Annotated in this window: 21 protein-coding genes; 11 read left to right on the top strand and 10 right to left on the bottom strand. The window is 72.3% G+C overall.

The genetic code is table 11. The annotated features are described in order from the left end of the window. Positions 1-49: 49 nt before the first annotated feature. The 6 genes from ACIRQY_RS05095 (at position 50) to ACIRQY_RS05070 (ending at position 6,273) form a co-directional block, all read left to right on the top strand. Positions 50-1,777 (top strand): ABC transporter ATP-binding protein, encoded by a 1,728-nt coding sequence (locus ACIRQY_RS05095; protein WP_403922521.1) that lies wholly within the window; start codon positions 50-52, stop codon positions 1,775-1,777. After that, positions 1,774-2,892: an ABC transporter permease gene (locus ACIRQY_RS05090; protein WP_351787941.1), complete on the top strand. Its 1,119-nt coding sequence runs from the start codon at positions 1,774-1,776 to the stop codon at positions 2,890-2,892. Before ACIRQY_RS05095 ends, ACIRQY_RS05090 begins: the two co-directional genes overlap by 4 nt. Further along, entirely contained in the window at positions 2,889-4,151 is a 1,263-nt protein-coding gene (locus ACIRQY_RS05085) for an ABC transporter permease (RefSeq protein ID WP_351787944.1), read from the top strand. The genes ACIRQY_RS05090 and ACIRQY_RS05085 overlap by 4 nt, the downstream gene beginning before the upstream one ends. Further along, positions 4,148-4,552, top strand: coding sequence for a cytidine deaminase (locus ACIRQY_RS05080; protein WP_403922520.1), 405 nt, complete (start codon positions 4,148-4,150; stop codon positions 4,550-4,552). The genes ACIRQY_RS05085 and ACIRQY_RS05080 overlap by 4 nt, the downstream gene beginning before the upstream one ends. Before the next feature lie 82 nt (positions 4,553-4,634). Further along, the gene (locus ACIRQY_RS05075) at positions 4,635-5,912 is read left to right on the top strand and encodes a thymidine phosphorylase (protein ID WP_351787949.1); all 1,278 of its coding nucleotides are present in this window, start codon (positions 4,635-4,637) and stop codon (positions 5,910-5,912) included. Between the two features lie 88 nt (positions 5,913-6,000). Further along, on the top strand, positions 6,001-6,273 hold the full coding sequence (locus ACIRQY_RS05070; RefSeq protein ID WP_403922519.1) for an STAS domain-containing protein: 273 nt from the start codon (positions 6,001-6,003) through the stop codon (positions 6,271-6,273). Between the two features lie 51 nt (positions 6,274-6,324). Here ACIRQY_RS05070 and ACIRQY_RS05065 read toward each other — a convergent pair whose 3' ends face one another. From ACIRQY_RS05065 to ACIRQY_RS05055, 3 genes are all read right to left on the bottom strand, one after another. Continuing rightward, positions 6,325-7,296, bottom strand: a complete 972-nt coding sequence (locus tag ACIRQY_RS05065) for a sigma-70 family RNA polymerase sigma factor (RefSeq protein WP_351787954.1) — start codon at positions 7,294-7,296, stop codon at positions 6,325-6,327. An 84-nt stretch (positions 7,297-7,380) separates the two neighbouring features. Beyond that, entirely contained in the window at positions 7,381-8,088 is a 708-nt protein-coding gene (locus ACIRQY_RS05060) for a L,D-transpeptidase (RefSeq protein WP_351787956.1), read from the bottom strand. Between the two features lie 122 nt (positions 8,089-8,210). Then, on the bottom strand, positions 8,211-9,485 hold the full coding sequence (locus tag ACIRQY_RS05055) for an MFS transporter (protein ID WP_403922518.1): 1,275 nt from the start codon (positions 9,483-9,485) through the stop codon (positions 8,211-8,213). 62 nt (positions 9,486-9,547) lie between these two features. Between ACIRQY_RS05055 and ACIRQY_RS05050 the strand changes: the two genes are divergently transcribed. Beyond that, a complete protein-coding gene (locus ACIRQY_RS05050; protein WP_403922517.1) occupies positions 9,548-10,549 on the top strand; it encodes a LysR family transcriptional regulator in 1,002 nt (333 codons plus the stop codon). Here ACIRQY_RS05050 and ACIRQY_RS05045 read toward each other — a convergent pair. Next, a complete protein-coding gene (locus tag ACIRQY_RS05045; protein WP_351787964.1) occupies positions 10,535-11,308 on the bottom strand; it encodes an alpha/beta hydrolase in 774 nt (257 codons plus the stop codon). The two genes, ACIRQY_RS05050 and ACIRQY_RS05045, sit on opposite strands and share 15 nt — an antisense overlap. 221 nt (positions 11,309-11,529) lie before the next feature. Here ACIRQY_RS05045 and ACIRQY_RS05040 point away from each other — a divergent pair, with 221 nt between their 5' ends. After that, entirely contained in the window at positions 11,530-12,684 is a 1,155-nt protein-coding gene (locus ACIRQY_RS05040) for an adenosine deaminase (RefSeq protein ID WP_351787966.1), read from the top strand. 171 nt (positions 12,685-12,855) lie between these two features. Continuing rightward, entirely contained in the window at positions 12,856-13,221 is a 366-nt protein-coding gene (locus tag ACIRQY_RS05035) for a hypothetical protein (protein WP_403922516.1), read from the top strand. A gap of 145 nt (positions 13,222-13,366) precedes the next feature. Here ACIRQY_RS05035 and ACIRQY_RS05030 read toward each other — a convergent pair whose 3' ends face one another. From ACIRQY_RS05030 to afsQ1, 5 genes are all read right to left on the bottom strand, one after another. Beyond that, positions 13,367-13,567, bottom strand: coding sequence for a PspC domain-containing protein (locus tag ACIRQY_RS05030; protein ID WP_351787972.1), 201 nt, complete (start codon positions 13,565-13,567; stop codon positions 13,367-13,369). Between the two features lie 92 nt (positions 13,568-13,659). Next, positions 13,660-14,241, bottom strand: a complete 582-nt coding sequence (locus ACIRQY_RS05025; protein ID WP_351787975.1) for a VanZ family protein — start codon at positions 14,239-14,241, stop codon at positions 13,660-13,662. Positions 14,242-14,420: 179 nt separating this feature from the next. Further along, the gene (locus tag ACIRQY_RS05020; protein WP_351787977.1) at positions 14,421-15,092 is read right to left on the bottom strand and encodes a hypothetical protein; all 672 of its coding nucleotides are present in this window, start codon (positions 15,090-15,092) and stop codon (positions 14,421-14,423) included. Then, positions 15,089-16,618 carry a HAMP domain-containing sensor histidine kinase gene (locus ACIRQY_RS05015; protein WP_351787980.1) on the bottom strand — a complete coding sequence of 510 codons (1,530 nt, stop codon included), beginning with the start codon at positions 16,616-16,618 and terminating at the stop codon, positions 15,089-15,091. Before ACIRQY_RS05015 ends, ACIRQY_RS05020 begins: the two co-directional genes overlap by 4 nt. Next, positions 16,615-17,292, bottom strand: a complete 678-nt coding sequence (gene afsQ1, locus ACIRQY_RS05010; RefSeq protein WP_017239746.1) for a two-component system response regulator AfsQ1 — start codon at positions 17,290-17,292, stop codon at positions 16,615-16,617. Before afsQ1 ends, ACIRQY_RS05015 begins: the two co-directional genes overlap by 4 nt. A 172-nt stretch (positions 17,293-17,464) precedes the next feature. On the opposite strand from afsQ1, the gene ACIRQY_RS05005 reads away from it, so the two are divergent. Beyond that, entirely contained in the window at positions 17,465-18,187 is a 723-nt protein-coding gene (locus tag ACIRQY_RS05005; RefSeq protein ID WP_351787983.1) for a SigE family RNA polymerase sigma factor, read from the top strand. Positions 18,188-18,425: 238 nt separating this feature from the next. Here ACIRQY_RS05005 and ACIRQY_RS05000 read toward each other — a convergent pair whose 3' ends face one another. After that, on the bottom strand, positions 18,426-19,121 hold the full coding sequence (locus ACIRQY_RS05000) for a uridine kinase (protein WP_403922515.1): 696 nt from the start codon (positions 19,119-19,121) through the stop codon (positions 18,426-18,428). A gap of 52 nt (positions 19,122-19,173) precedes the next feature. Here ACIRQY_RS05000 and ACIRQY_RS04995 point away from each other — a divergent pair, with 52 nt between their 5' ends. Beyond that, entirely contained in the window at positions 19,174-19,572 is a 399-nt protein-coding gene (locus ACIRQY_RS04995; RefSeq protein ID WP_351787988.1) for a hypothetical protein, read from the top strand. The last annotated feature ends 121 nt before the right edge of the window (positions 19,573-19,693 follow it).

Genomic DNA, 19,693 nt, shown 5'->3' with positions numbered 1-19,693 from the left:
GTCCCATTCCCGTACGGATTTTCACTTTTCGGCAGCGCTACGCGTGTAGATGTCTCCCTGGCACGATAACTTCGCCCCGCCCCGCCCTGCCCTCCCCGCTCCCACTCCTTCCGGCCAAGGAGAGTGCGTCATCAACGCGTCCAGCCCCCCTGCCGTCGAACTGCACGGCATCACCAAGCGATTCCCCGGCGTCATCGCCAACAGGGACATCGCCATCACGGTCCGCAAGGGCACCGTGCACGCCCTCATCGGCGAGAACGGCGCCGGCAAGTCGACCCTCATGAAGATCCTCTACGGCATGCAGAAGCCGGACGAGGGCACCATCGCCGTCGACGGCGAGCAGGTCACCTTCTCCAGCCCCGGTGACGCCATCGCGCGCGGCATCGGCATGGTGCACCAGCACTTCATGCTCGCCGACAACCTCACCGTCCTGGAGAACGTGGTCCTCGGCGGCGAGAAGCTGTACGGCATCGGAGCCAAGGCGCGGAAGCGGATCAGGGAGATCTCCGACGCGTACGGCCTCGGGGTCCGCCCCGACGCCCTCGTCGAGGACCTCGGCGTCGCCGACCGGCAGCGCGTGGAGATCCTCAAGGTCCTCTTCCGGGGCGCGAAGATCCTCATCCTCGACGAGCCCACCGCCGTCCTCGTCCCGCAGGAGGTCGACGCGCTCTTCGACAACCTGCGCGAGCTCAAGGCGGAGGGCCTCACGGTCATCTTCATCTCGCACAAGCTGGGCGAGGTCCTGAAGGTCGCCGACGACATCACCGTCATCCGGCGCGGCACCACCGTCGGCACCGCCGACCCGAAGACCGCCACCACCAAGCAGCTCGCCGAGCTGATGGTCGGCAGCGAACTGCCCTCCCCCGAGACCCGCGAGTCGACCGTCACCGACGTGCCGATGCTCCAGGTCGAGAACCTGACGCTGGTCGAGAGCGGCGGCTCCGGTGCCCCGCTGACCAGCGCCGCCCCCGCCGACCCGGCGCGGGCCCTGGACGTGCACGAGGAGGTCGCCGTCGGCCGCAAGCTCCTCGACGACATCTCCCTCACCATCCACAAGGGCGAGATCCTGGGCATCGCGGGTGTCGAGGGCAACGGCCAGACCGAGCTGATCGAAGCCCTCATGGGCATGGCGACCCCCGACGCGGGTGTCATCAGCCTCGACGGCGTCGACATCTCCAAGGTGTCCGTGCGCAAGCGCCGCGAGGGCGGCATCGGCTACATCCCCGAGGACCGGCACCGCCACGGCCTGCTCCTGGACTCCCCGCTCTGGGAGAACCGCATCCTCGGTCACGTCACCGAGGCGCCCAACTCCCGGCGCGGCATCCTCGACCCCAAGGCCGCCCGCCAGGACACCGAGCGGATCGTGCGCGAGTACGACGTGCGCACCCCCGGCATCGACGTCACCGCCGCCTCGCTGTCCGGCGGCAACCAGCAGAAGCTGATCGTCGGCCGCGAGATGAGCCACGGCCCCAAGTTCCTGATCGCCGCCCACCCCACCCGCGGTGTGGACGTCGGCGCGCAGGCGCAGATCTGGGACGCGATCCGGGACGCCCGCCGCGACGGCCTCGCGGTGCTGCTGATCTCCGCGGACCTCGACGAGCTGATCGGTCTCTCCGACACCCTCCGGGTCATGTACCGCGGCAGGCTCGTCGCGGACGCGGACCCCGCCACCATCACGCCCGAGGAGCTGGGCTCCGCCATGACCGGTGCGGCCTCCGGCCACCTCGAAGGCGCCGAAGAGCAGTCCGAGCAGCCCGAAGACGGTGACGCCCGATGATGAAAATCGACAAGGACAAGCTGATCATCGGGGCCGCCGGCCCGGTGCTCGCGCTGGTCTCCTCGTTCGTCCTCACCATGCTGGTGCTGCTCGCGACGGGCCTCGACCCGATCGAGCCGATCCAGCTGATGATCGACAACGCCGGGTACTCGGACATCCAGGTCCTGATCGTCAACCAGACCGGGATCTACTACCTGGCAGCCCTGGCCGTCGCCATCGGCTTCCGGATGAACCTCTTCAACATCGGCGTCGACGGCCAGTACCGCCTCGCCGCGATGGTCTCGGCCGTCGTCGGCGCCTCGGTCTCGCTGCCCGGCCCGCTGCACATCCTGCTCATCGTGCTCGTCGCGGCGCTCACCGGCGCCTTCTGGGCCGGTATCGCCGGTCTCCTCAAGACCACCCGGGGTGTCTCCGAGGTCGTCTCGACGATCATGCTGAACGCCATCGCGACCTCCCTGATCGCCTGGCTGATCCTGCCGAAGAACCTCGGCGTCCAGCCCCCCGGCTCCAACGACCTCACGACCGGCAAGATCGCCGAGTCCGGCTGGTTCCCCGGCATCGACATGGGCCAGGGCAACGGCGAGATCTACGGCTTCACCTTCGTCGCCCTCGCCCTCGGCGTCGTCTACTGGTTCGTCCTCAACCGCACCCGCTTCGGCTTCGACCTGCGCGCCACCGGCGCCAGCGAGTCCGCCGCGCAGGCCAGCGGTGTCGACGCCAAGAAGATGATCCTCACCTCGATGCTGCTCTCGGGCGGTCTCGCCGGTCTCTCCGGGATGCCGACCCTGCTCGGCGACACCCACACGTACAGCCTGTCGTTCCCGGTCGGCGTCGGCTTCACCGCCATCACGATCGCGCTCCTCGGCCGCAACCACCCGGTCGGCATCTTCTTCGCCGCTCTGCTCTTCGCGTTCCTCGACAAGGCGTCCTCGTCGCTGGACGTCGAGGGCTACCCGAAGGAGATCACGCAGATCATGCAGGGCATCATCGTGATCGCCGTGGTCGTCTCCTACGAACTCGTCCGCCGTTACGGCCTCCGTCTCCAGCAGCAGAAGGTCGGCGAGGAGCTCGCCGCAGGCGGCGCCATCAAGACCGACAAGGAGGTCTCGGCATGAGCACCGGCACAGCCACGAAGCCGAGCACCGCGCCCAAGGGCGCCGGGCGCCGCAAGCTCACCCTGCCGTGGATCATGCTGATCGCCGCGGCCGGCCTGGTCCTCTTCTCCCTCGTCCGGGTCATCTCCGGCGCCGACGACCTGACCTCCGTCGGCCAGGTCTCCGGAGCGCTCCAGCTCGCCGTCCCGATCGGTCTCGCCGGTCTCGGCGGTCTGTGGGCCGAGCGCGCGGGCGTCGTCAACATCGGTCTCGAAGGCATGATGATTCTGGGCACCTGGTTCGGTGCCTGGGCCGGATACCAGTGGGGCCCCTGGGTGGGCGTCCTCTTCGGTCTCCTCGGCGGCGCGCTCGGCGGTCTGCTGCACGCGATCATCACCGTCACGTTCAACGTGAACCACATCGTCTCCGGTGTGGCGATCAACATCCTCGCGGTCGGCTTCACCCAGTACCTGTCGAACTTCACGTTCGGCGAGGCCGAGGGCGGCTCCTCCAAGCAGTCCCCGCGCATCGACGAGATCACCCAGATCACGGTCCCAGGGCTGTCGGACTGGCTGGGGAACCTCCAGGGCAAGCACTGGTTCCTGATCTCCGACATCGCCGGGATCCTCGGCGGCCTGGTCACCAACCTGTCGCTGCTGACCGTCGTCGCGCTGCTGCTGATCCCGGGCACCTGGTGGGTCCTGTGGCGCACGGCCTTCGGCCTGCGGCTGCGCTCCTGCGGTGAGAACCCGGTCGCGGCCGAGTCCCTCGGCGTGAACGTCTACAAGTACAAGTACATCGCCGTCACCGCCTCCGGCGCCCTCGCCGGTCTCGGCGGAGCGTTCCTGGCGATCGTCGCCACCGGCATCTACCAGGAGGGCCAGACCGGCGGCCGTGGCTACATCGGCCTCGCCGCGATGATCTTCGGCAACTGGATGCCCGGCGGCATGGCGCTCGGCGCCGGACTCTTCGGCTTCACCGACAGCCTCAAGCTGCGCGGCGGCGCCGAGAACGTCCACGCCCTGCTGCTGCTGGTCGCGGTCCTGCTCGTCCTCGCCGCGGTGTGGCAGCTGTACCGGAAGAAGTACGTGGCCGGCGCGATCTCCGCCGCCTTCTCCGCCGCCTTCTTCCTCTGGTACGCGTTCACCGACCAGGTCCCGAGCCAGTTCGTCGACGCCGCCCCGTACATCACCACCCTGCTCGTGCTGGCCCTGTCGGCCCAGCGCCTGCGGATGCCCAAGGCGGACGGCCTGCCCTACCGGAAGGGCCAGGGCAAGTGACGGACACCCTGGCCGAGGCCGACTGGGAGGCCCTGCGGGTCACGGCCCGCGCGGCCATGGCCCGCGCCTACGCCCCGTACTCGGGGTTCCCGGTGGGCGCGGCGGCCCGGGTCGACGACGGGCGGACGGTCTCCGGCTGCAACGTGGAGAACGCCTCGTTCGGCCTCGCCCTGTGCGCCGAGTGCGGGCTGGTGTCCGCGCTCCAGGCCTCCGGCGGCGGACGGCTGACCCACTTCGTCTGCGTGGACGGCCGGGGCCAGTCCCTGGTGCCGTGCGGCCGGTGCAGGCAGCTCCTGTACGAGTTCGGCGGCCCCGGTCTCGTCCTGGAGACCCCGGCGGGGTTCGTCACCCTGGCCGAGATGCTCCCGCAGGCGTTCGGCCCGGAGCACCTGTCGAAGTAGTACCTCGGAGCGGCCCTTCCGGCACGATGGGAAGGGCCGCTCCTCCTTTCCCCCTTCTATGCGCGTAGAAAGAGGCACCACCATGGACGTCATCTCCGTCATCCGCACCAAGCGGGACAAGGGCGAGCTGAGCCCCGAGCAGATCGACTGGGTCATCGACGCGTACACCCGTGGCACGGTCGCCGACGAGCAGATGTCCGCCCTGGCCATGGCCATCCTGCTGAACGGCATGAACCGCGCGGAGATCGCCCGCTGGACCGCCGCGATGATCGCCAGCGGCGAGCGCATGAACTTCGACGCGCTCTCCCGCCCCACCGCCGACAAGCACTCCACGGGCGGTGTCGGCGACAAGATCACCCTCCCGCTCGCCCCGCTCGTCGCCGCCTGCGGCGCGGCCGTCCCGCAGCTCTCCGGCCGCGGTCTCGGCCACACCGGCGGCACCCTGGACAAGCTGGAGTCCATCCCCGGCTGGCGGGCCCTGCTCTCCAACGAGGAGATGCTGCACGTCCTGGACACCACCGGCGCGGTCATCTGCGCGGCGGGCGACGGCCTGGCCCCCGCCGACAAGAAGCTGTACGCGCTCCGCGACGTCACCGGCACCGTGGAGGCCATCCCGCTGATCGCCTCCTCGATCATGTCGAAGAAGATCGCCGAGGGCACCGGCTCCCTGGTCCTCGACGTCAAGGTCGGCACCGGCGCCTTCATGAAGAACATCGAGGACGCCCGCGAGCTGGCCTCGACGATGGTCGGCCTCGGCACCGACAGCGGGGTGCGGACGGTGGCGCTGCTCACCGACATGTCCACCCCGCTCGGCCTCACCGCGGGCAACGCCCTGGAGGTCCGCGAGTCGGTGGAGGTCCTGGCGGGCGGCGGCCCGGCGGACGTCGTGGAGCTGACGATCGCGCTCGCCCGCGAGATGCTCGACGCGGCCGGGATCAAGGGCGCCGACCCGGCGAAGGCACTGGCCGACGGCTCGGCGATGGACGTCTGGCGCCGGATGATCGCGGCCCAGGGCGGCGACCCGGACGCGGCCCTCCCGGTCGCCCGTGAACAGCACGTGGTGACCGCCCCGTCCTCGGGCGTCCTGACCCGGCTCGACGCGTACGACATCGGCATCGCCGCCTGGCGCCTGGGCGCGGGCCGTGCCCGCAAGGAGGACCCGGTGCAGGCGGGCGCGGGTGTCGAGCTGCACGCGAAGCCGGGCGACACGGTGACGGCCGGGCAGCCGCTGCTGACCCTGCACACGGACACCCCGGAGAAGTTCGACTACGCCCTGAAGTCCCTGGACGCGTCCTGGGACATCGCGGCCGAGGGCACCGGTTTCACCCCGAACCCGATCGTCCTGGACCGCATCGCCTGAGTCCCGTACCCCCGGTGTCCCGGAACCGCCGATGAGTTCCGGGGCGCCGCCCGGTCACAGGGATGTGGACATCAGACAACCGTTCGTCGTGACCCTGACCGCGTGCCCCACCCGGGACGAGGTGGTGCTGCTCTGCGCCGAGCTGGGGGCGGCCCCGCCCGGTGAGGTGGTGTGCGAGGTGAGCGGGCTCGCCCGCGCCGACCTCGCCGCCGTGGACGCCCTGGCCCGGCTGGCACTGGCCGCCGGGCGGCGGGGGCACCGCATCCGTTTCCATGGAGCGGGCCCGGAGCTGCGGGCCCTGCTCCTGCTGACGGGCCTCGACGGGACCCTGGCCACGGAGGACGGGCCGCCGTCCCCGTAGGCCGTCCCCTCCGGAGCCTTCCGGCCCGGAGGGGACGACCCGGTGCCGTCCTCATGCCTCCAGGCGGGCCGGGAGGTCGAAGAGCGGGAACCAGCGCGGGGTGTCCAGGAAGAAGTCCATCCCCGCGACCTTGCCGTCGCGCAGCTCCAGGACGATGAGCGCCCAGGGGCTGAAGCCGCCCTCCGGGTCCGGGTGGTAGTGGGCGAAGGCCGGGGAGCCGTTGGCCACCGTGGGCACCAGCTTCGAGCCGCGGCACACGTCGCCGACGCCCAGCATCCAGCCGACGATGTCGTCGTGACCCTGGAGCCAGAGGTCGTAGGGCGGCATGGTCATGGTCGCGTCCTCGTGGAGGAGCGCGGTCAGGGCCTTCATGTCGTAGCCCTCGAAGGCGGCCACGTACCGCTCCAGGAGGGCCTTCTGCTCCTCGTCCAGCGGGTTCGCCGTGTCCGAGGTGGCCGGTGCCTGCTCGGCGAGGGTGGCGCGGGCCCGCTGGAGGGCGCTGTTCACCGAGGCGACGCTGGTGTCGAGGAGCTCGGCGACCTCGCTGGCCTTCCAGGCGAGCACCTCGCGCAGGATGAGCACCGCCCGCTGCTTGGGCGGCAGGTGCTGGAGGGCGGCGACGAAGGCCAGCCGCACGGTCTCCCGGGAGACGGCCGTCTCCGCCGGGTCCGCGACGGAGGGCAGCACCCGTCCGTCGGGGATCGGCTCCAGCCAGGTGATCTCCGGCTGCTTGACGAGCTGCGCCTGCGCGACCGGGGTCGGTCCGGTCAGGTCCATCGGCCGTGCCCTCCGGTTGCCCGCGTTCAGCGCGTCCAGGCAGACGTTGGTGGCGATCCGGTACAGCCAGGACCGCAGCGAGGAGCGGCCCTCGAAGGATTCGATGGCCTTCCAGGCGCGGACCATGGTGTCCTGCACCGCGTCCTCCGCCTCGAAGGACGATCCGAGCATCCGGTAGCAGTAACCGGTCAGCTCCCTGCGGTACTTGTCGAGTTCGTCGGTCGTCGCGGTCGCTGCGTCACTCATCGGGTCCACACCCCACTCACCCCTCACCGGCACCCGTTCGGTACCGGTGAGAGGGAAGCTACCTCAGCGGACCGACAACGGGGGTCAGGTTCCCGGCTTGCGGCCGTAGACGAAGACGTCGTCACCGTTGCGCAGGAGGTTCCAGTACGCCTTCGCGTCGGCCGGGCGCATGTTGACGCAGCCGGCCGAACCCGGCGGGTTCCACATGGACTTGGTGGTCGAGTGGAACGCCTGCCCGCCGTCGAAGAACTGCGCGTACGGCATCGAGACGTTGTAGAGCGTCGACCAGTGGTTGATGTTCCGCCAGTAGACCTTCTTCGAGCCGGTCCGGGTCTCGCTGCCGTCCTTGCCCGTACGGACCGGGACGGGGCCGAACTTGAGGCGGCTGCCGTCCTGGATCCAGCTCAGCTGACGGGTCAGGTCCACACAGGCGATCCGGCCCCGGTTCGTCGGACACGCGCGGTCCTTGTTGGGGTTGGTCCCCGCCGCCCGCTGCTTGAGCATGGTGTCCATGGTGCGCCAGGTGACCGTCCCGGCGTATCCGGCGCTCGGGGTGATCCCGTGCTTCACCTGGAAGGCCTGGACGGCCTTGCAGTCCGCGAGCGACTGGCGCCCGTCGGCCGTCCGCCCGAGGAACTTCTCGACCTGCTTCTGGTACGGGCCCGCCGTCGCGTTGCAGGACGCCGCCTGCGCCGGTGCCGCGCCGAGCGCGACCGTCACCGGTACCAGCAATGAGGCCATTCCGGCGACCAGGCCGACTCTTTTCCCCGCCCGGCCCACTATCCGCTTCATCTCTGTCAACTCCCCGTTGTGTCCTGTCGGTCAGGACGTCCGGGGGAGCTTCTCAGTTGCGGTCGGAGCGGGGGCAGTTCCGGCGGATTCCCGGCGGAGAACCGGTCGGGATCCGTCCGGATTCAGCAGGGCGCCGCGAGCTGGAGCCGACGCGCCGCGGTGCGGGCGCTGAGGCTGCCGTACAGCGTGACCGACACGACGCCGAGGACCGCGACGAGACCGATGACGACGGTGCCCGCCCAGCCGCCCGCGTGGAAGGCGACCGCGCCGAGCGTGCCGCCGACGCTGCTGCCCAGGTAGTACGCCGACTGGTAGAGCGCCGAGGCCTGCGCGCGGCCCGTCCTGGCCGTACGGCTCACCGAGGAGGAGGCGACGGCGTGGCCCGCGAAGAAACCGGCCGTGATCAGGACCAGGCCCGCGAGGACCGGGACCAGCGAGTCGGCGAGCGACAGGAGCAGACCGGCGGCGGTGGTGGAGACCGCCAGGTACAGCGCCCCGCGCCGGCCGAGCCGCCCGACGAGCCGTCCGGCCGCCGCCGAGGAGACCGTACCGACCAGGTAGACCAGGAAGATCGAGCCGATGACCCCCTGCGGCAGCGAGAACGGGGCCTCCACCAGGCGGTAGCCGATCACGGTGTAGACCGCGCCGAAGACCGTCATGAACAGGGCGCCGATCACGTACAGCCGCATCAGCAGCGGGTCCGCGAGATGGGTCCGGACGGTCCGCGCGAGCGCCTTCGGGTTCAGGGTGCCGGGGGTGAAGTGCCGGGCCTTCGGCAGCAGCGCGCGGAACGCCAGCGCGCACAGCAGGGAGGTCACGCCGACGGCGGCCAGACCGGCCCGCCAGCCCCACAGCTGGGCCACCCAGCTGGTCACCAGCCGGCCGCTCATCCCGCCGATCGAGTTGCCCGCGACGAACAGGCCGATCGCGGCGATCAGCGCCCGGGGCCGCACCTCCTCGGCGAGGTACGCCATCGCGGAGGCCGGGAGCCCGGCGAGCGCCGCGCCCTGGAGGGCGCGCAGCGCGATCAGCGACTCCAGGTTCGGGGCGAGCGGCACGAGGAGCGCCAGCACGACCGCGGCGGTCAGGGAGGCGGTCATCATCGCCCGTCGCCCGAAGCGCTCCGAGAGGGCGCTGAGCGGCAGGACGAGGAGGGCGAGGGCGCCGGTGGCGGCGGAGACCGTCCAGGAGGCGGCGGAGGCGGTGGCGCCGAACTCGGCGGAGATCGCCGGGAGGAGGGCCTGCGTGGAGTAGAGGAGGGCGAAGGTGGCGAGGCCCGCGGCGAAGAGCGCGAGGCTCGCACGGCGGAAGGCGGGCGTGCCCGGGGCGAGGCGGGTGTCGGCGGCGGGGTCGGCGGACGCGGTGGAGGCGGCCGCCTCGGTACTGACGGAAGGCATGTCACGAACGTAGGACGCACGGTTTCATGCGTCCAATGCACGGATCTGCTGTAATCGATCCCATGGCGCATGAGTACAGGTCAGGGCCTCGGCTGTCACCGAACAGTAACGAAGAAGACATGGGACTGCTGCTCGCGCCCCGGCTCGCGTACTTCGCCGCCGTCGCCCGGCACGAGCACGTGACCCGGGCCGCCGCCGAGATGGGCGTCCCGCAGTCGACGCTCTCCCGGGCCGTGGCCCGGCTGGAGGAGGACCTCGGCGTCACCCTCTTCGCCCGGCGCGGCCGCACGGTCTCCCTCACCCCGGCGGGCCGCCGCTTCCTCACCGCCGCCGACCGGGCGCTCGCCGAGGTGGAACGGGCCGCCGACACCGTACGGGCCGACGCCGACCCGACGGCCGGGCGGGTGGCCTTCGGCTTCCTCCACACCATGGGCTCCGAGACCGTCCCCGCGCTCATCCGGGCCTTCCGCGTCGACCACCCGCGCATCCGCTTCACTCTCGTCCAGAACTACGGCGAGGCCATGATCGAGCGGCTCAGGGCCGGTGACCTCGACCTCTGTCTGACCTCCCCGGTGCCCGACGCCCCCGATCTGGTCGGCCGCCGCCTCGACGAGCAGCGGCTGCGGCTCGTCGTCCCCGACGACCACCGGCTCGCGGGCCGCCGGAGGGTCCGCCTCGCCGAGGCGGCCGACGAGACCTTCGTGACCCTGGAACCGGGGTACGGGCTCCGCCGCATCACCGACGACCTGTGCGCGGAGGCGGGCTTCAGGCCCCGGATCGCCTTCGAGGGCGAGGAGGCCGAGACCCTGCGCGGGCTGGTCGCCGCCGGGCTCGGCGTCGCCCTGCTGCCGCCGCCCGCCGTGCCCCGCCCCGGGGTCGTCGAGCTGACCGTCACGGCCCCCCGCGCGGTCCGCGAGATCGGCGTCGCCTGGCTCGACGGGCATCCGGACACCGCCCCCGTCGCCGCCTTCAAGAAGTTCCTGCTGGGCAGGCGCGGCCGGCTGCTGCCGAAGGAACCCTCCCCTCCGGGGCGCGCCACAGAGGAGCCCTCACCTCCGGCGTGAGCCGCCGAAGCCCGCCGCGAGCGGCATCCGCAGCCCCAGTGGCGGGGGAGCGGCCATCGCGTCCGTCAGCGGCCGGGCGACCGGCCGGGCGAAGAGGGCGCCGAGGACGAAGTCGGCGGCGAGCGCCCGGACCTCGGCCGCGTACTGGCGCAGCGCGTGCCCGTCCGAGTGCACCTCGAACCGGCAGGTGTCCCGGTTGGCCTTCTTCGCCCGCTCGGCGAACCGGAACGACAGCTCCGGGTCGCTCCTGGCGTCGTAGGTGCCGTGCACGAGGAGCACCCGTCGCCCCACGAGCTGCCGTACGGGCTCCGGCTCGGCCGCCATGTCGTCCTCCGGCAGCCACGGGGCCAGCCCCAGCACCGCGCCGACCGCGTCGTGCCCGGCGGCCCGCAGCGCCGCCCGCGCGCCCAGGCCGTGTCCGACGAGACAGACCGGGACGTCCCCGTACCGGCGCACCGCCTCCGCGACCGCCCAGGAGGCGTCCCGCGCGAGAGCGGCGTCCGTCCCGTTCCAGCCGCGTCCCCGGTAGCGCACCACGTGCGCCACCAGACCGTCGTCCCGGCCCGCGCGGACCAGCGCGCGCCCCAGCGGCAGCAGCGCCGCGTGGGCCCGCGCGGAGGCGCCCCGGCCCGACACCGGCTCGCCGTCCGGCAGGAGCAGCGCCACGCCTCCCGCCGACGTGGTCCGGGAACCGCCAACGGGCCGACCGAGCCGGGGTCTCCGTGCGTCGGGCGGCCCCACGAGTGCGAAGTGCGCCATGACAGAACAGTCTCAGAAGCCGAGGTGTACACCAGTCGTACGCGCGGTCTCTGTTACGTATCGTCCGGTCAGCGAACGCCCGTACCGCTCAAGGGTGTTCGAATCAGGACACGTACCCGGTCGCGCGCGGACACCGGGGACGGGCGGCCGGAGGGAAGGACGGCGGCGCGGACCCCGCGCCACGGGGCGCGCTCTACGCGCGTAGGCGCTAGAGTGCGGAAATGACGAGCCAGACACCCAGCGTCCCCACCGGGGACCAGATCCGGCGCGCGCCGAAGGTGCTCCTCCACGACCACCTCGACGGCGGACTGCGCCCCGGCACGATCATCGAACTCGCCCGGGAGCAGGGCTACGGGCAGCTCCCCGAGACGGAGCCCGACAAGCTCGGCGTCTGGTTCCGCGAAGCGGCCGACTCCGGTTCCCTGGAGCGGTACCTGGAGACCTTCGCGCACACCTGCGCCGTCATGCAGACCCGGGACGCCCTTGTCCGCGTGGCCGCCGAGTGCGCCGTGGACCTCGCCGAGGACGGCGTGGTCTACGCGGAGGTGCGCTACGCCCCCGAGCAGCACCTGGAGGCCGGTCTCACCCTCGAAGAGGTCGTGGAGGCGGTCAACGAGGGCTTCCGCGAGGGCGAACGGCTGGCGAGGGCCGCCGGGCACCGCATCCGGATCGGCGCCCTGCTGACCGCCATGCGGCACGCGGCCCGCGCCCTGGAGATCGCGGAACTCGCCAACCGCTACCGCGACTCCGGTGTCGTCGGCTTCGACATCGCGGGCGCCGAGGCCGGCTACCCGCCCACCCGGCACCTCGACGCCTTCGAGTACCTGAAGCGCGAGAACAACCACTTCACGATCCACGCGGGCGAGGCGTTCGGACTGCCGTCCATCTGGCAGGCGCTCCAGTGGTGCGGCGCCGACCGGCTCGGCCACGGCGTCCGGATCATCGACGACATCGAGGTCGCCGAGGACGGCTCGGTGACCCTGGGGCGGCTCGCCGCGTACGTCCGCGACAAGCGCGTCCCGCTGGAGATGTGCCCCTCGTCCAACCTCCAGACCGGGGCCGCCGCCTCGTTCGCCGAGCACCCCATCGGCCTGCTCCGCAAGCTGCACTTCCGGGCCACGGTCAACACCGACAACCGGCTGATGAGCGGCACCAGCATGAGCCGCGAATTCGAGCTGCTGACCGAGGCGTTCGCGTACACGCTCGACGACATGCAGTGGTTCACCGTCAATGCGATGAAATCAGCGTTCATTCCTTTCGATGAACGCCTGGCCATGATCAACGAGGTCATCAAGCCCGGATACGCCGAGCTGAAGTCCGAATGGCTGTTCCAGCAGACCGCCGCGACCAGCGAATCCTCCCGTACGAAGGGCTGAACACCACCCCGGCGAGGGGACAGGAGCGGTCGGGTGGGCGCGACACCCGGCCGCTTTCCGGTGTTTGCGGACGGGCCGTTCACTGGTTAGGTTGCGGAACTCTGCATTCCCAGGATTTCCCCTCCGGGCTTTCTCCCCGAAGCCCCCGGATTCCCCAAGGAAGATTTTCAGATGAAGCAGTCTGCCGCCAAGAAGCTCGGTGTCGCCGCTCTCGGTGCCGCTTTCGCCGTCGCCGCCGCGGGCACGGCCTCCGCCGCGCCGTCCCTGCCGCTCGACGCCGACGCGCTGGGCACGGTGACCCAGGCCGTCCCGCTGGGTGACGGCCTCACCACGCTCCCCGACGGCGCCGCCGAATCCCTCGTCGCCGGGCAGGGCGCCCTCGGCCAGGGCCTCGACCAGGGTGTGAAGACCGTCCCGGCCGCCGCCGGACAGGCCACCCAGAACCTCCCGCTCGGCGCCGCCACCAGCGGCCTCGGAGCCACCCCCCTCGGCGGCCTCCTCGGCGGTCTGCCCCTCAGCGGCCTGCCGCTCGGCTGACCGGGCCCGCACCACGCCGAAGGGGCGCGCGCCCGGATCTCCCGGGTACGCGCCCCTTCGGCGTACGGCCGTCCAGCCACTACCTGGACGCGGCGACCACCACCAGGACGCGGAGGCGACCGCCACCAGGACGTGGAAGCGACCCCTACCAGGACGTGGAAGAGGACTTCTCCGCCGGGAGGAAGATCCACAGGCCCAGGTAGATCAGGAACTGCGGGCCGGGCAGCAGGCACGAGACGATGAAGATCAGACGCATCGTCCACGCGGAGAGGCCGAAGCGCCGGGCCAGCGCCGCGCACACTCCGCCGATCACGCGTCCGTCACGGGGGCGGGTCAGTGCGGCCATGGTGGTGCTCCTTCGGAGTCGGTGCGGGAACCGCTTCTGCCGGGCTCCCGATGTCTCCATGGTGCCGCCGGACGGGGTCCGGGGGCGTCGGCCTACCGGGCGATCGGAACCCTGGAAATCGTCGGGGTCGCACCCTGAGAACCCTCGTTCCGCAGCAGGGTCGTCCCCCGCCCCGGCCTGGTCCTCGGGGATGAGGCCGCCCGCCGCGCCCGCGACCCGCGGCGCAGCCGGTGCCGCCCGGCCGGGACGAACAGCAGATGCGCGAGCGCCACGCCCGCCGTGTTCAGCAGGACGGAGTCCACGTCGACCACCTGGCCGGGCACGGCGGTCTGGAGCAGCTCCAGCGCGAGCGACACCAGGGCGCCCGCGGCGGTCGTCCGGGCCAGCGAGGCCCACGGGGAGACGTCGAGACGTCCGTCGGCCATCGGGAGCAGCACCCCGAGCGGGGCGAGGAACAGCAGCCCCTCGGCGATCAGCCGGACCGCGGTGGCGGTCCCGAGCGCCAGATCGGCCCGCAGACCGGCCAGCGGGACCGTGTTCGGCGCGGTCACCCAGGCCACGTCACGTGGCCGGAGACCGATCCACGCGACGAGCAGCAGATGCGCGGCGAGGAGGACGAACCCCGCCACGCGGACGACCACGGCGGCACTGCCGCCCGAACCTTGACGCTGCACGCCCCCCTAGACGCCCCCGGCGCCGGAATCGGTTCCGCCGCCCCTCCGGGACGGGAACGTGAGGAATGCCGCATCCCCGCGCCGCGCCCGTACGGCTCCGGGGCGCCGGGGCCGCCGACGTCCGGCCGACCCGGCCGCCGGGGTGTCCGGCCCGGCTCCGGGGAGACGGGCCCGGCCGTTCAGCCCGTCGTCGGGACGGAGGTCGTCGGGACGGGGGTCGCCGGGGTCGGGGCGGGCGTCACCGGCGGGGCCGTCGGCGGGGACGACTCCGGGCGTTCGCGCAGCTCCGTGGTGCAGCGGTAGCGCTTCGGCGGGTACGGTCCCGGGCCGCCCAGCAGGGCCGTGTGGTCGCCCGCGCCCGCCGAGCTCTCCGCGAAGGTGCACACGAGCTGCGACAGGGCCGTCGGCGTCAGGTCCTCCGGCTGGCGGCTCAGCCGCAGCGCGCCCGCCGGGTCGCGCCCGTGCCCGCCGTCCACGGACAGCGGGCCCCGTACCGCCGTCGTGAACCCGGCCGCCCGCTCGCTCTCCGACGGCTCGGCGAGCAGTTGCGCCAGCAGCCCCCGGGCCATGCGGACCGGGTCCCCGCCCGCCTTCTCCTCCGGCAGCGGCGACCGCCGGTCCACCATCTCCAGCTGGGAGCCGCAGAGCAGGAACACCCGGACCGGCAGGCCCGTGACGGTGCCGCCCGTCGCCGAGTCCCCCGGCATGCTGCACGGCACCCGGGAGGGGGCCGCGCCCGCGTCGACCGGGACCGAGGTGGTCCTGATCCCGCAGCCGGTGACGAGCGCGGCGACCGCGACCGCCGCAAGGGCGCCCGCCGTGCCCGTACGTCCGGAAGTACGGCGTCTCACGCTTCCTCCACCTCGCCCTGGCCGCTGCGGGTCCGCACCTCGCGCGTGATGTCCGAGGCGTCCAGCGGGAGCCGCAGCACGAAGACCGCCCCGTCCACCGTCCCGTCCTCGCCGACCGAGTTGGCGGCGGTGATCGAACCGCCGTGGATCAGCGCGTTCTCCATGGCGATGGAGAGACCGAGCCCGCTGCCCTCGGACCGGGGCCGGGACGCGCTCGCCTTGTAGAAGCGGTCGAAGACGTGCGGCAGCACCTCCTCGGGGATGCCGGGCCCGTGGTCGCGGACCGCGATGACCAGCTCGTCCTCCTCGGTGCGCACCGAGACGCGGACCGGGGAACCGCCGTGCTTCAGCGCGTTGCCGATCAGGTTGGCCAGGATCACGTCCAGGCGGCGCGGGTCGAGCGGCACGACGATCCCGCGCTCGGCGTCCAGGTCCACCGCGTCGAGCCAGGCGCGGGCGTCGACGCAGGCGGTGATCTGGTCGGCGATGTCGACGGGGTCGAGGACCAGACGGGCGGTCCCCGCGTCGAAGCGGGTCACCTCCATCAGGTTCTCCACCAGGTCGTTGAGGCGCCGGGTCTCGCTGACCACGAGCGCCACCGCGGGGGCGATCATCGGGTCGAGGGAGTCCTGCTCGTCCTCCAGGACCTCGGTGACGGCGGTCAGCGCGGTCAGCGGGGTGCGCAGCTCGTGCGACATGTCGGCGACGAACCGCCGGGAGGACTCCTCCCGCGCGCTCATGTCCGCGACCTTCTTCTGCAGGGATTCGGCCGCGCTGTTGAACGTACGGGTGAGGTCGGAGAGTTCGTCCGCTCCGGTGACCCGCAGCCGGGTGTCGAGCTTGCCCTCGCCGAGCTGCCGGGCGGCCTCGCCGAGCCGGTGCACGGGCCGGAGCACGGTGGTCGCCGAGACCTGCGCGAGCAGCACGGAGCCGACCACGGCGAGCGCGGTGGCGATGCCCAGGGACCAGGCGAGCGAGTTCAGGTCCGCCTTCTCCGCCGCGAGCGACTTGAACATGTAGCCGGTGGGCCCGCCGCCGTCGACCCGCGCGCCGCCGACCAGGTACGGCGTGCCGCCCCGCTCCACGCGCTGCCAGAACAGGTGGTACGGGTACGGGTTGGCCTCCGTCACGGGACGCTCGGTGCCCACCGCGTCCTGGAGCGCGCGCGGCACGTCGGCCAGGGTGAAGTCGTCCGGGTCGGAGGCGCCGACGATCGGCTTGCCGGTGTCCCGCTCGCCGAGCAGCAGTACCTGGTAGTCGGCGCTGCCGGTGGCCATCTGCTCGGCGGTCCGCCGCAGGTCGTCCTGGGTGGGCCGGAGCGGCAGCGTGGCCGCCCGGTTCTGCATCTCCTGGCGGAAGTCGTTGAGCGCCCCGTCCTGGGTGCGGGTCAGCACCGCCTCGCGGTTGAGCCAGTACGCGATGCCGGAGGCGGCGACGGCGGCGCCGAGGGCGACCAGCGCGAAGACGACGACGAGCCGCAGCCGCAGGCTGGAGAGCCGCAGCCGGGTGAGGATGCCCTTGCTCACGCAGGGACGTCCAGCCGGTAGCCGACTCCCCGCACGGTGCGGATGAGGGTCGGGGAGGACGGCACGTCCTCCACCTTGGCGCGCAGCCGCTGCACACAGGCGTCGACGAGCCGCGAGTCGCCCAGGTAGTCGTGCTCCCACACCAGCCGCAGCAACTGCTGCCGGGAGAGCGCCTGTCCGGGCCGCCGGCTCAGTTCGAGGAGCAGTCTCAGCTCGGTGGGGGTGAGCTGGAGGTCCTCGCCGTTCTTGGTGACCGTCATCGCGGACCGGTCGATGACCAGCGAGCCGTACGTCGCCGAGTCGGTCGACTCCCGTTCGCCGCGCCGCAGGACGGCCCGGATGCGGGCGTCCAGGACCCGGCCCTGGACCGGCTTCACCACGTAGTCGTCGGCGCCGGACTCCAGGCCCACGACGACGTCGATGTCGTCGCTGCGGGCGGTCAGCAGGATGATCGGCAACTGGTCGGTGCGGCGGATCCGCCGGCAGACCTCGAAGCCGTCGATGCCGGGCAGCATGACGTCGAGCACCACGAGGTCCGGCCGCTGCTCGCGCAGCAGCTGGAGGCCGTCCTCTCCGGTCGCGGCGGTGGCCACCCGGTGGCCCTGCCGTGACAGGGAGAGTTCGAGGGCCGTGCGGATGGCGTCGTCGTCCTCGATCAGCAACAGAAAAGGCACGGGCAGCATTCTGTCGTATTCGGCCGTCCGAGTTCGACCGCGGGGAGGCGCGCTTCCGCCCCGGGGGGCCTGTGACACGCCTGTGACAGTCGGCGGACAACGCCATGAAGTCCGCTCGGCAAGCTTCTGGACACACGGACCGAACAGCACTCCAACCGACGGGGGGGTCGAGATGACCGCACTGCAGGGCACCACCTCAGGCGCAGTGATCACCAGGCTCCACGACGTCGTGCGGAGCACCGAGAAGTCCGGCGCGGTGAACGGACGGGGGTGCGTTCGCAGCGTCGGGCGTCAGCGCAAGGCGCCGCACATGGTCGCCGTCGCTGACGGGGGAACGGCGTACGGGGAGGTCACGGGGGAACGCGTCAGCTGTTCGGAGGCCGAGTTCACGGCCTACGTCCAGGAGCGTCGTGCCTCCCTGTACGCCACCGCCTACCACCTGACCGGTGACCGGTTCGACGCGGAGGACCTGCTGCAGAGCGCGCTGTTCTCCACGTACCGCGCCTGGGAGCGGATCAGCGACAAGGCCGCGGTCGGCGGGTACCTCCGCCGGACCATGACCAATCTGCACATCAGCGCCTGGCGCCGCCGCAAGCTGAACGAGTACCCGACCGAGGAGCTGCCGGAGACGGTCGGCGAGTCGGACGCGATGCGCGGCACGGAGCTGCGCGCGGTGCTGTGGCAGGCCCTCGCCCGGCTGCCCGAGCTCCAGCGGACCATGCTGGTGCTGCGCTACTACGAGGGCCGGACCGATCCGGAGATCGCGGAGATCCTGGACATCAGTGTCGGCACGGTGAAGTCGAGCATCTGGCGGTCGCTGCGGCGGCTGCGCGAGGACGAGGTGCTCAGCTTCGGCCGTGACGAGGAGGAGTCCTTCGGCGAGCTGGTGGCCTGAAGGCGGGGGGAACGGGGGAACGACCCGGCGGCCACGGGGGATCGGGGCCGCCGGGAACACGGGGGGACCGTACGGGGGTACGGGGGAACGGCGCGGGTCGCACAAGTCAGGGGGGCTTGTACGGCCCGCGTCGTGCTGTGTCCGCGGGGCCCGGCCGGGCGGCTGTCCGGCCGGGCCCCGCGCGTGTCGGCGCCCGCCTGGGCCCTGTCCTTCGGTGTCCCGGTGTCCCGGTGTCCGGCTAGCGGGTGGCCGGGGTGCGGTGGCGGCCCGCCGCGGCGGCGGCCAGCCTGCCCAGGGCCTCCGGCTTGGCGCAGGGGTGGGCGCCCAGGGCCGTCTGCCGGCTGACGATGGCCCGCTCGGCGCGCATCAGGCGCCAGCCCCGGCGGAGCAGGAACGGCACCGACTTGCGGCCCTCCCTGAGGTCGCGGGCGAGCCTGCGGCGGAAGGTCGTCGAGGGGCGTCCGCGCAGACAGAGCGCGTCGGCGAGGACGTCCAGGTCACGGCAGCGGGCCACGATCTCGGCGGCGAAGATGCCCTCCGCGACGAACAGCGGGGTCCGTTCGATGCCGAAGGCCTCGTGGCCCGTACGGGAGCTGGTGGAGATGTCGTACACGGGGACGTCGGTCCGTCCCGTACGGCACAGTTCGACGATGGCGGCGACGGCGGCGTCCGCGTCCCAGGACAGCGGGGAGTCCCAGTCGATGTCCTCGCTTCCCCCGACGAGGGGCAGCGACGGGTCGCCGGCCTCCTTGTAGAAGTCGTCGAGGCGCAGGACCGGGAGGCCGGTGACGGCGGCGAGGGACGACTTGCCGGAGCCGGAGGGGCCCGCGAGCAGGACGACACGGGTCGGGATCGGTAGGGAACTCACGGGACACCAGTGTGAACCATTCCCCCGTGCAGGGGACCCCCGAGGAAGGCCGTTGGTATCGAGCATCACACCTCAACTACTGTCGGTGTCCGCCCGATCACCCTTCGGAAGGAACATCATGGCGCGTCACGCAGCATCCCGGACCTCCCGCCGCAGCGCCCTGCTCAGGGCGGGGCTCGGTGTCACCGCGGTCGGTGCGGCGGTGTTCGGCGGGGGCGCGGCGGCGCAGGCGGCGGCCCCGCTGCCGCTGCCCGTCGACTCGCTGACCAGGACGGACCCCGTCGCGGCCGGGGAGGGCGCGCTCTCCGGTGTCGGCCACGGCGTGGCGCCGCTGACCCGGCTCCAGCTCGACCCGCTGGCCAACACCGGTGTGGACCCGCTGGCCAACGGCCTCGGCACCCAGGTCTCCGACTTCAAGCCGGTCGGCACGAACCTGGTGACCGACCACGTCACCAAGGGCGGTTCGGTCGCGGACCTGCCGGTCGCGGGCCCGCTGACCCAGGGACTGCTGCCCTGACGCGCCGCGGGCCCCGGCCGCCCCGGGGCGGGGCCCGACGGAAGCCACCCCCGGGGGGGCCCAGTGTGGTGGGGGCGGGCCCGGGGGACGCAACCTCCCCCCCGGGCGGGGGGCGCGCCGG

The organism is Streptomyces sp. NPDC101490, from assembly GCF_044767145.1.
Lineage (GTDB): Bacteria > Actinomycetota > Actinomycetes > Streptomycetales > Streptomycetaceae > Streptomyces.
The sequence above is the reverse complement of the archived record's forward strand: the minus strand, read 5'-3'. Positions and strand labels throughout refer to the sequence as shown.

Excerpts from the sequence above, each read along its gene's own strand:
- ACIRQY_RS05095 (WP_403922521.1), top strand. The coding sequence starts at position 50 with ATGTCTCCCTGGCACGATAACTTCGCCCCGCCCCGCCCTGCCCTCCCC.
- ACIRQY_RS05090 (WP_351787941.1), top strand. The coding sequence starts at position 1,774 with ATGATGAAAATCGACAAGGACAAGCTGATCATCGGGGCCGCCGGCCCG.
- ACIRQY_RS05085 (WP_351787944.1), top strand. The coding sequence starts at position 2,889 with ATGAGCACCGGCACAGCCACGAAGCCGAGCACCGCGCCCAAGGGCGCC.
- ACIRQY_RS05075 (WP_351787949.1), top strand. The coding sequence starts at position 4,635 with ATGGACGTCATCTCCGTCATCCGCACCAAGCGGGACAAGGGCGAGCTG.
- ACIRQY_RS05065 (WP_351787954.1), bottom strand. The coding sequence starts at position 7,296 with ATGAGTGACGCAGCGACCGCGACGACCGACGAACTCGACAAGTACCGC.
- ACIRQY_RS05060 (WP_351787956.1), bottom strand. The coding sequence starts at position 8,088 with ATGAAGCGGATAGTGGGCCGGGCGGGGAAAAGAGTCGGCCTGGTCGCC.
- ACIRQY_RS05055 (WP_403922518.1), bottom strand. The coding sequence starts at position 9,485 with ATGCCTTCCGTCAGTACCGAGGCGGCCGCCTCCACCGCGTCCGCCGAC.
- ACIRQY_RS05050 (WP_403922517.1), top strand. The coding sequence starts at position 9,548 with ATGGCGCATGAGTACAGGTCAGGGCCTCGGCTGTCACCGAACAGTAAC.
- ACIRQY_RS05045 (WP_351787964.1), bottom strand. The coding sequence starts at position 11,308 with ATGGCGCACTTCGCACTCGTGGGGCCGCCCGACGCACGGAGACCCCGG.
- ACIRQY_RS05040 (WP_351787966.1), top strand. The coding sequence starts at position 11,530 with ATGACGAGCCAGACACCCAGCGTCCCCACCGGGGACCAGATCCGGCGC.
- ACIRQY_RS05035 (WP_403922516.1), top strand. The coding sequence starts at position 12,856 with ATGAAGCAGTCTGCCGCCAAGAAGCTCGGTGTCGCCGCTCTCGGTGCC.
- ACIRQY_RS05030 (WP_351787972.1), bottom strand. The coding sequence starts at position 13,567 with ATGGCCGCACTGACCCGCCCCCGTGACGGACGCGTGATCGGCGGAGTG.
- ACIRQY_RS05005 (WP_351787983.1), top strand. The coding sequence starts at position 17,465 with ATGACCGCACTGCAGGGCACCACCTCAGGCGCAGTGATCACCAGGCTC.
- ACIRQY_RS05000 (WP_403922515.1), bottom strand. The coding sequence starts at position 19,121 with ATGCTCGATACCAACGGCCTTCCTCGGGGGTCCCCTGCACGGGGGAAT.
- ACIRQY_RS04995 (WP_351787988.1), top strand. The coding sequence starts at position 19,174 with ATGGCGCGTCACGCAGCATCCCGGACCTCCCGCCGCAGCGCCCTGCTC.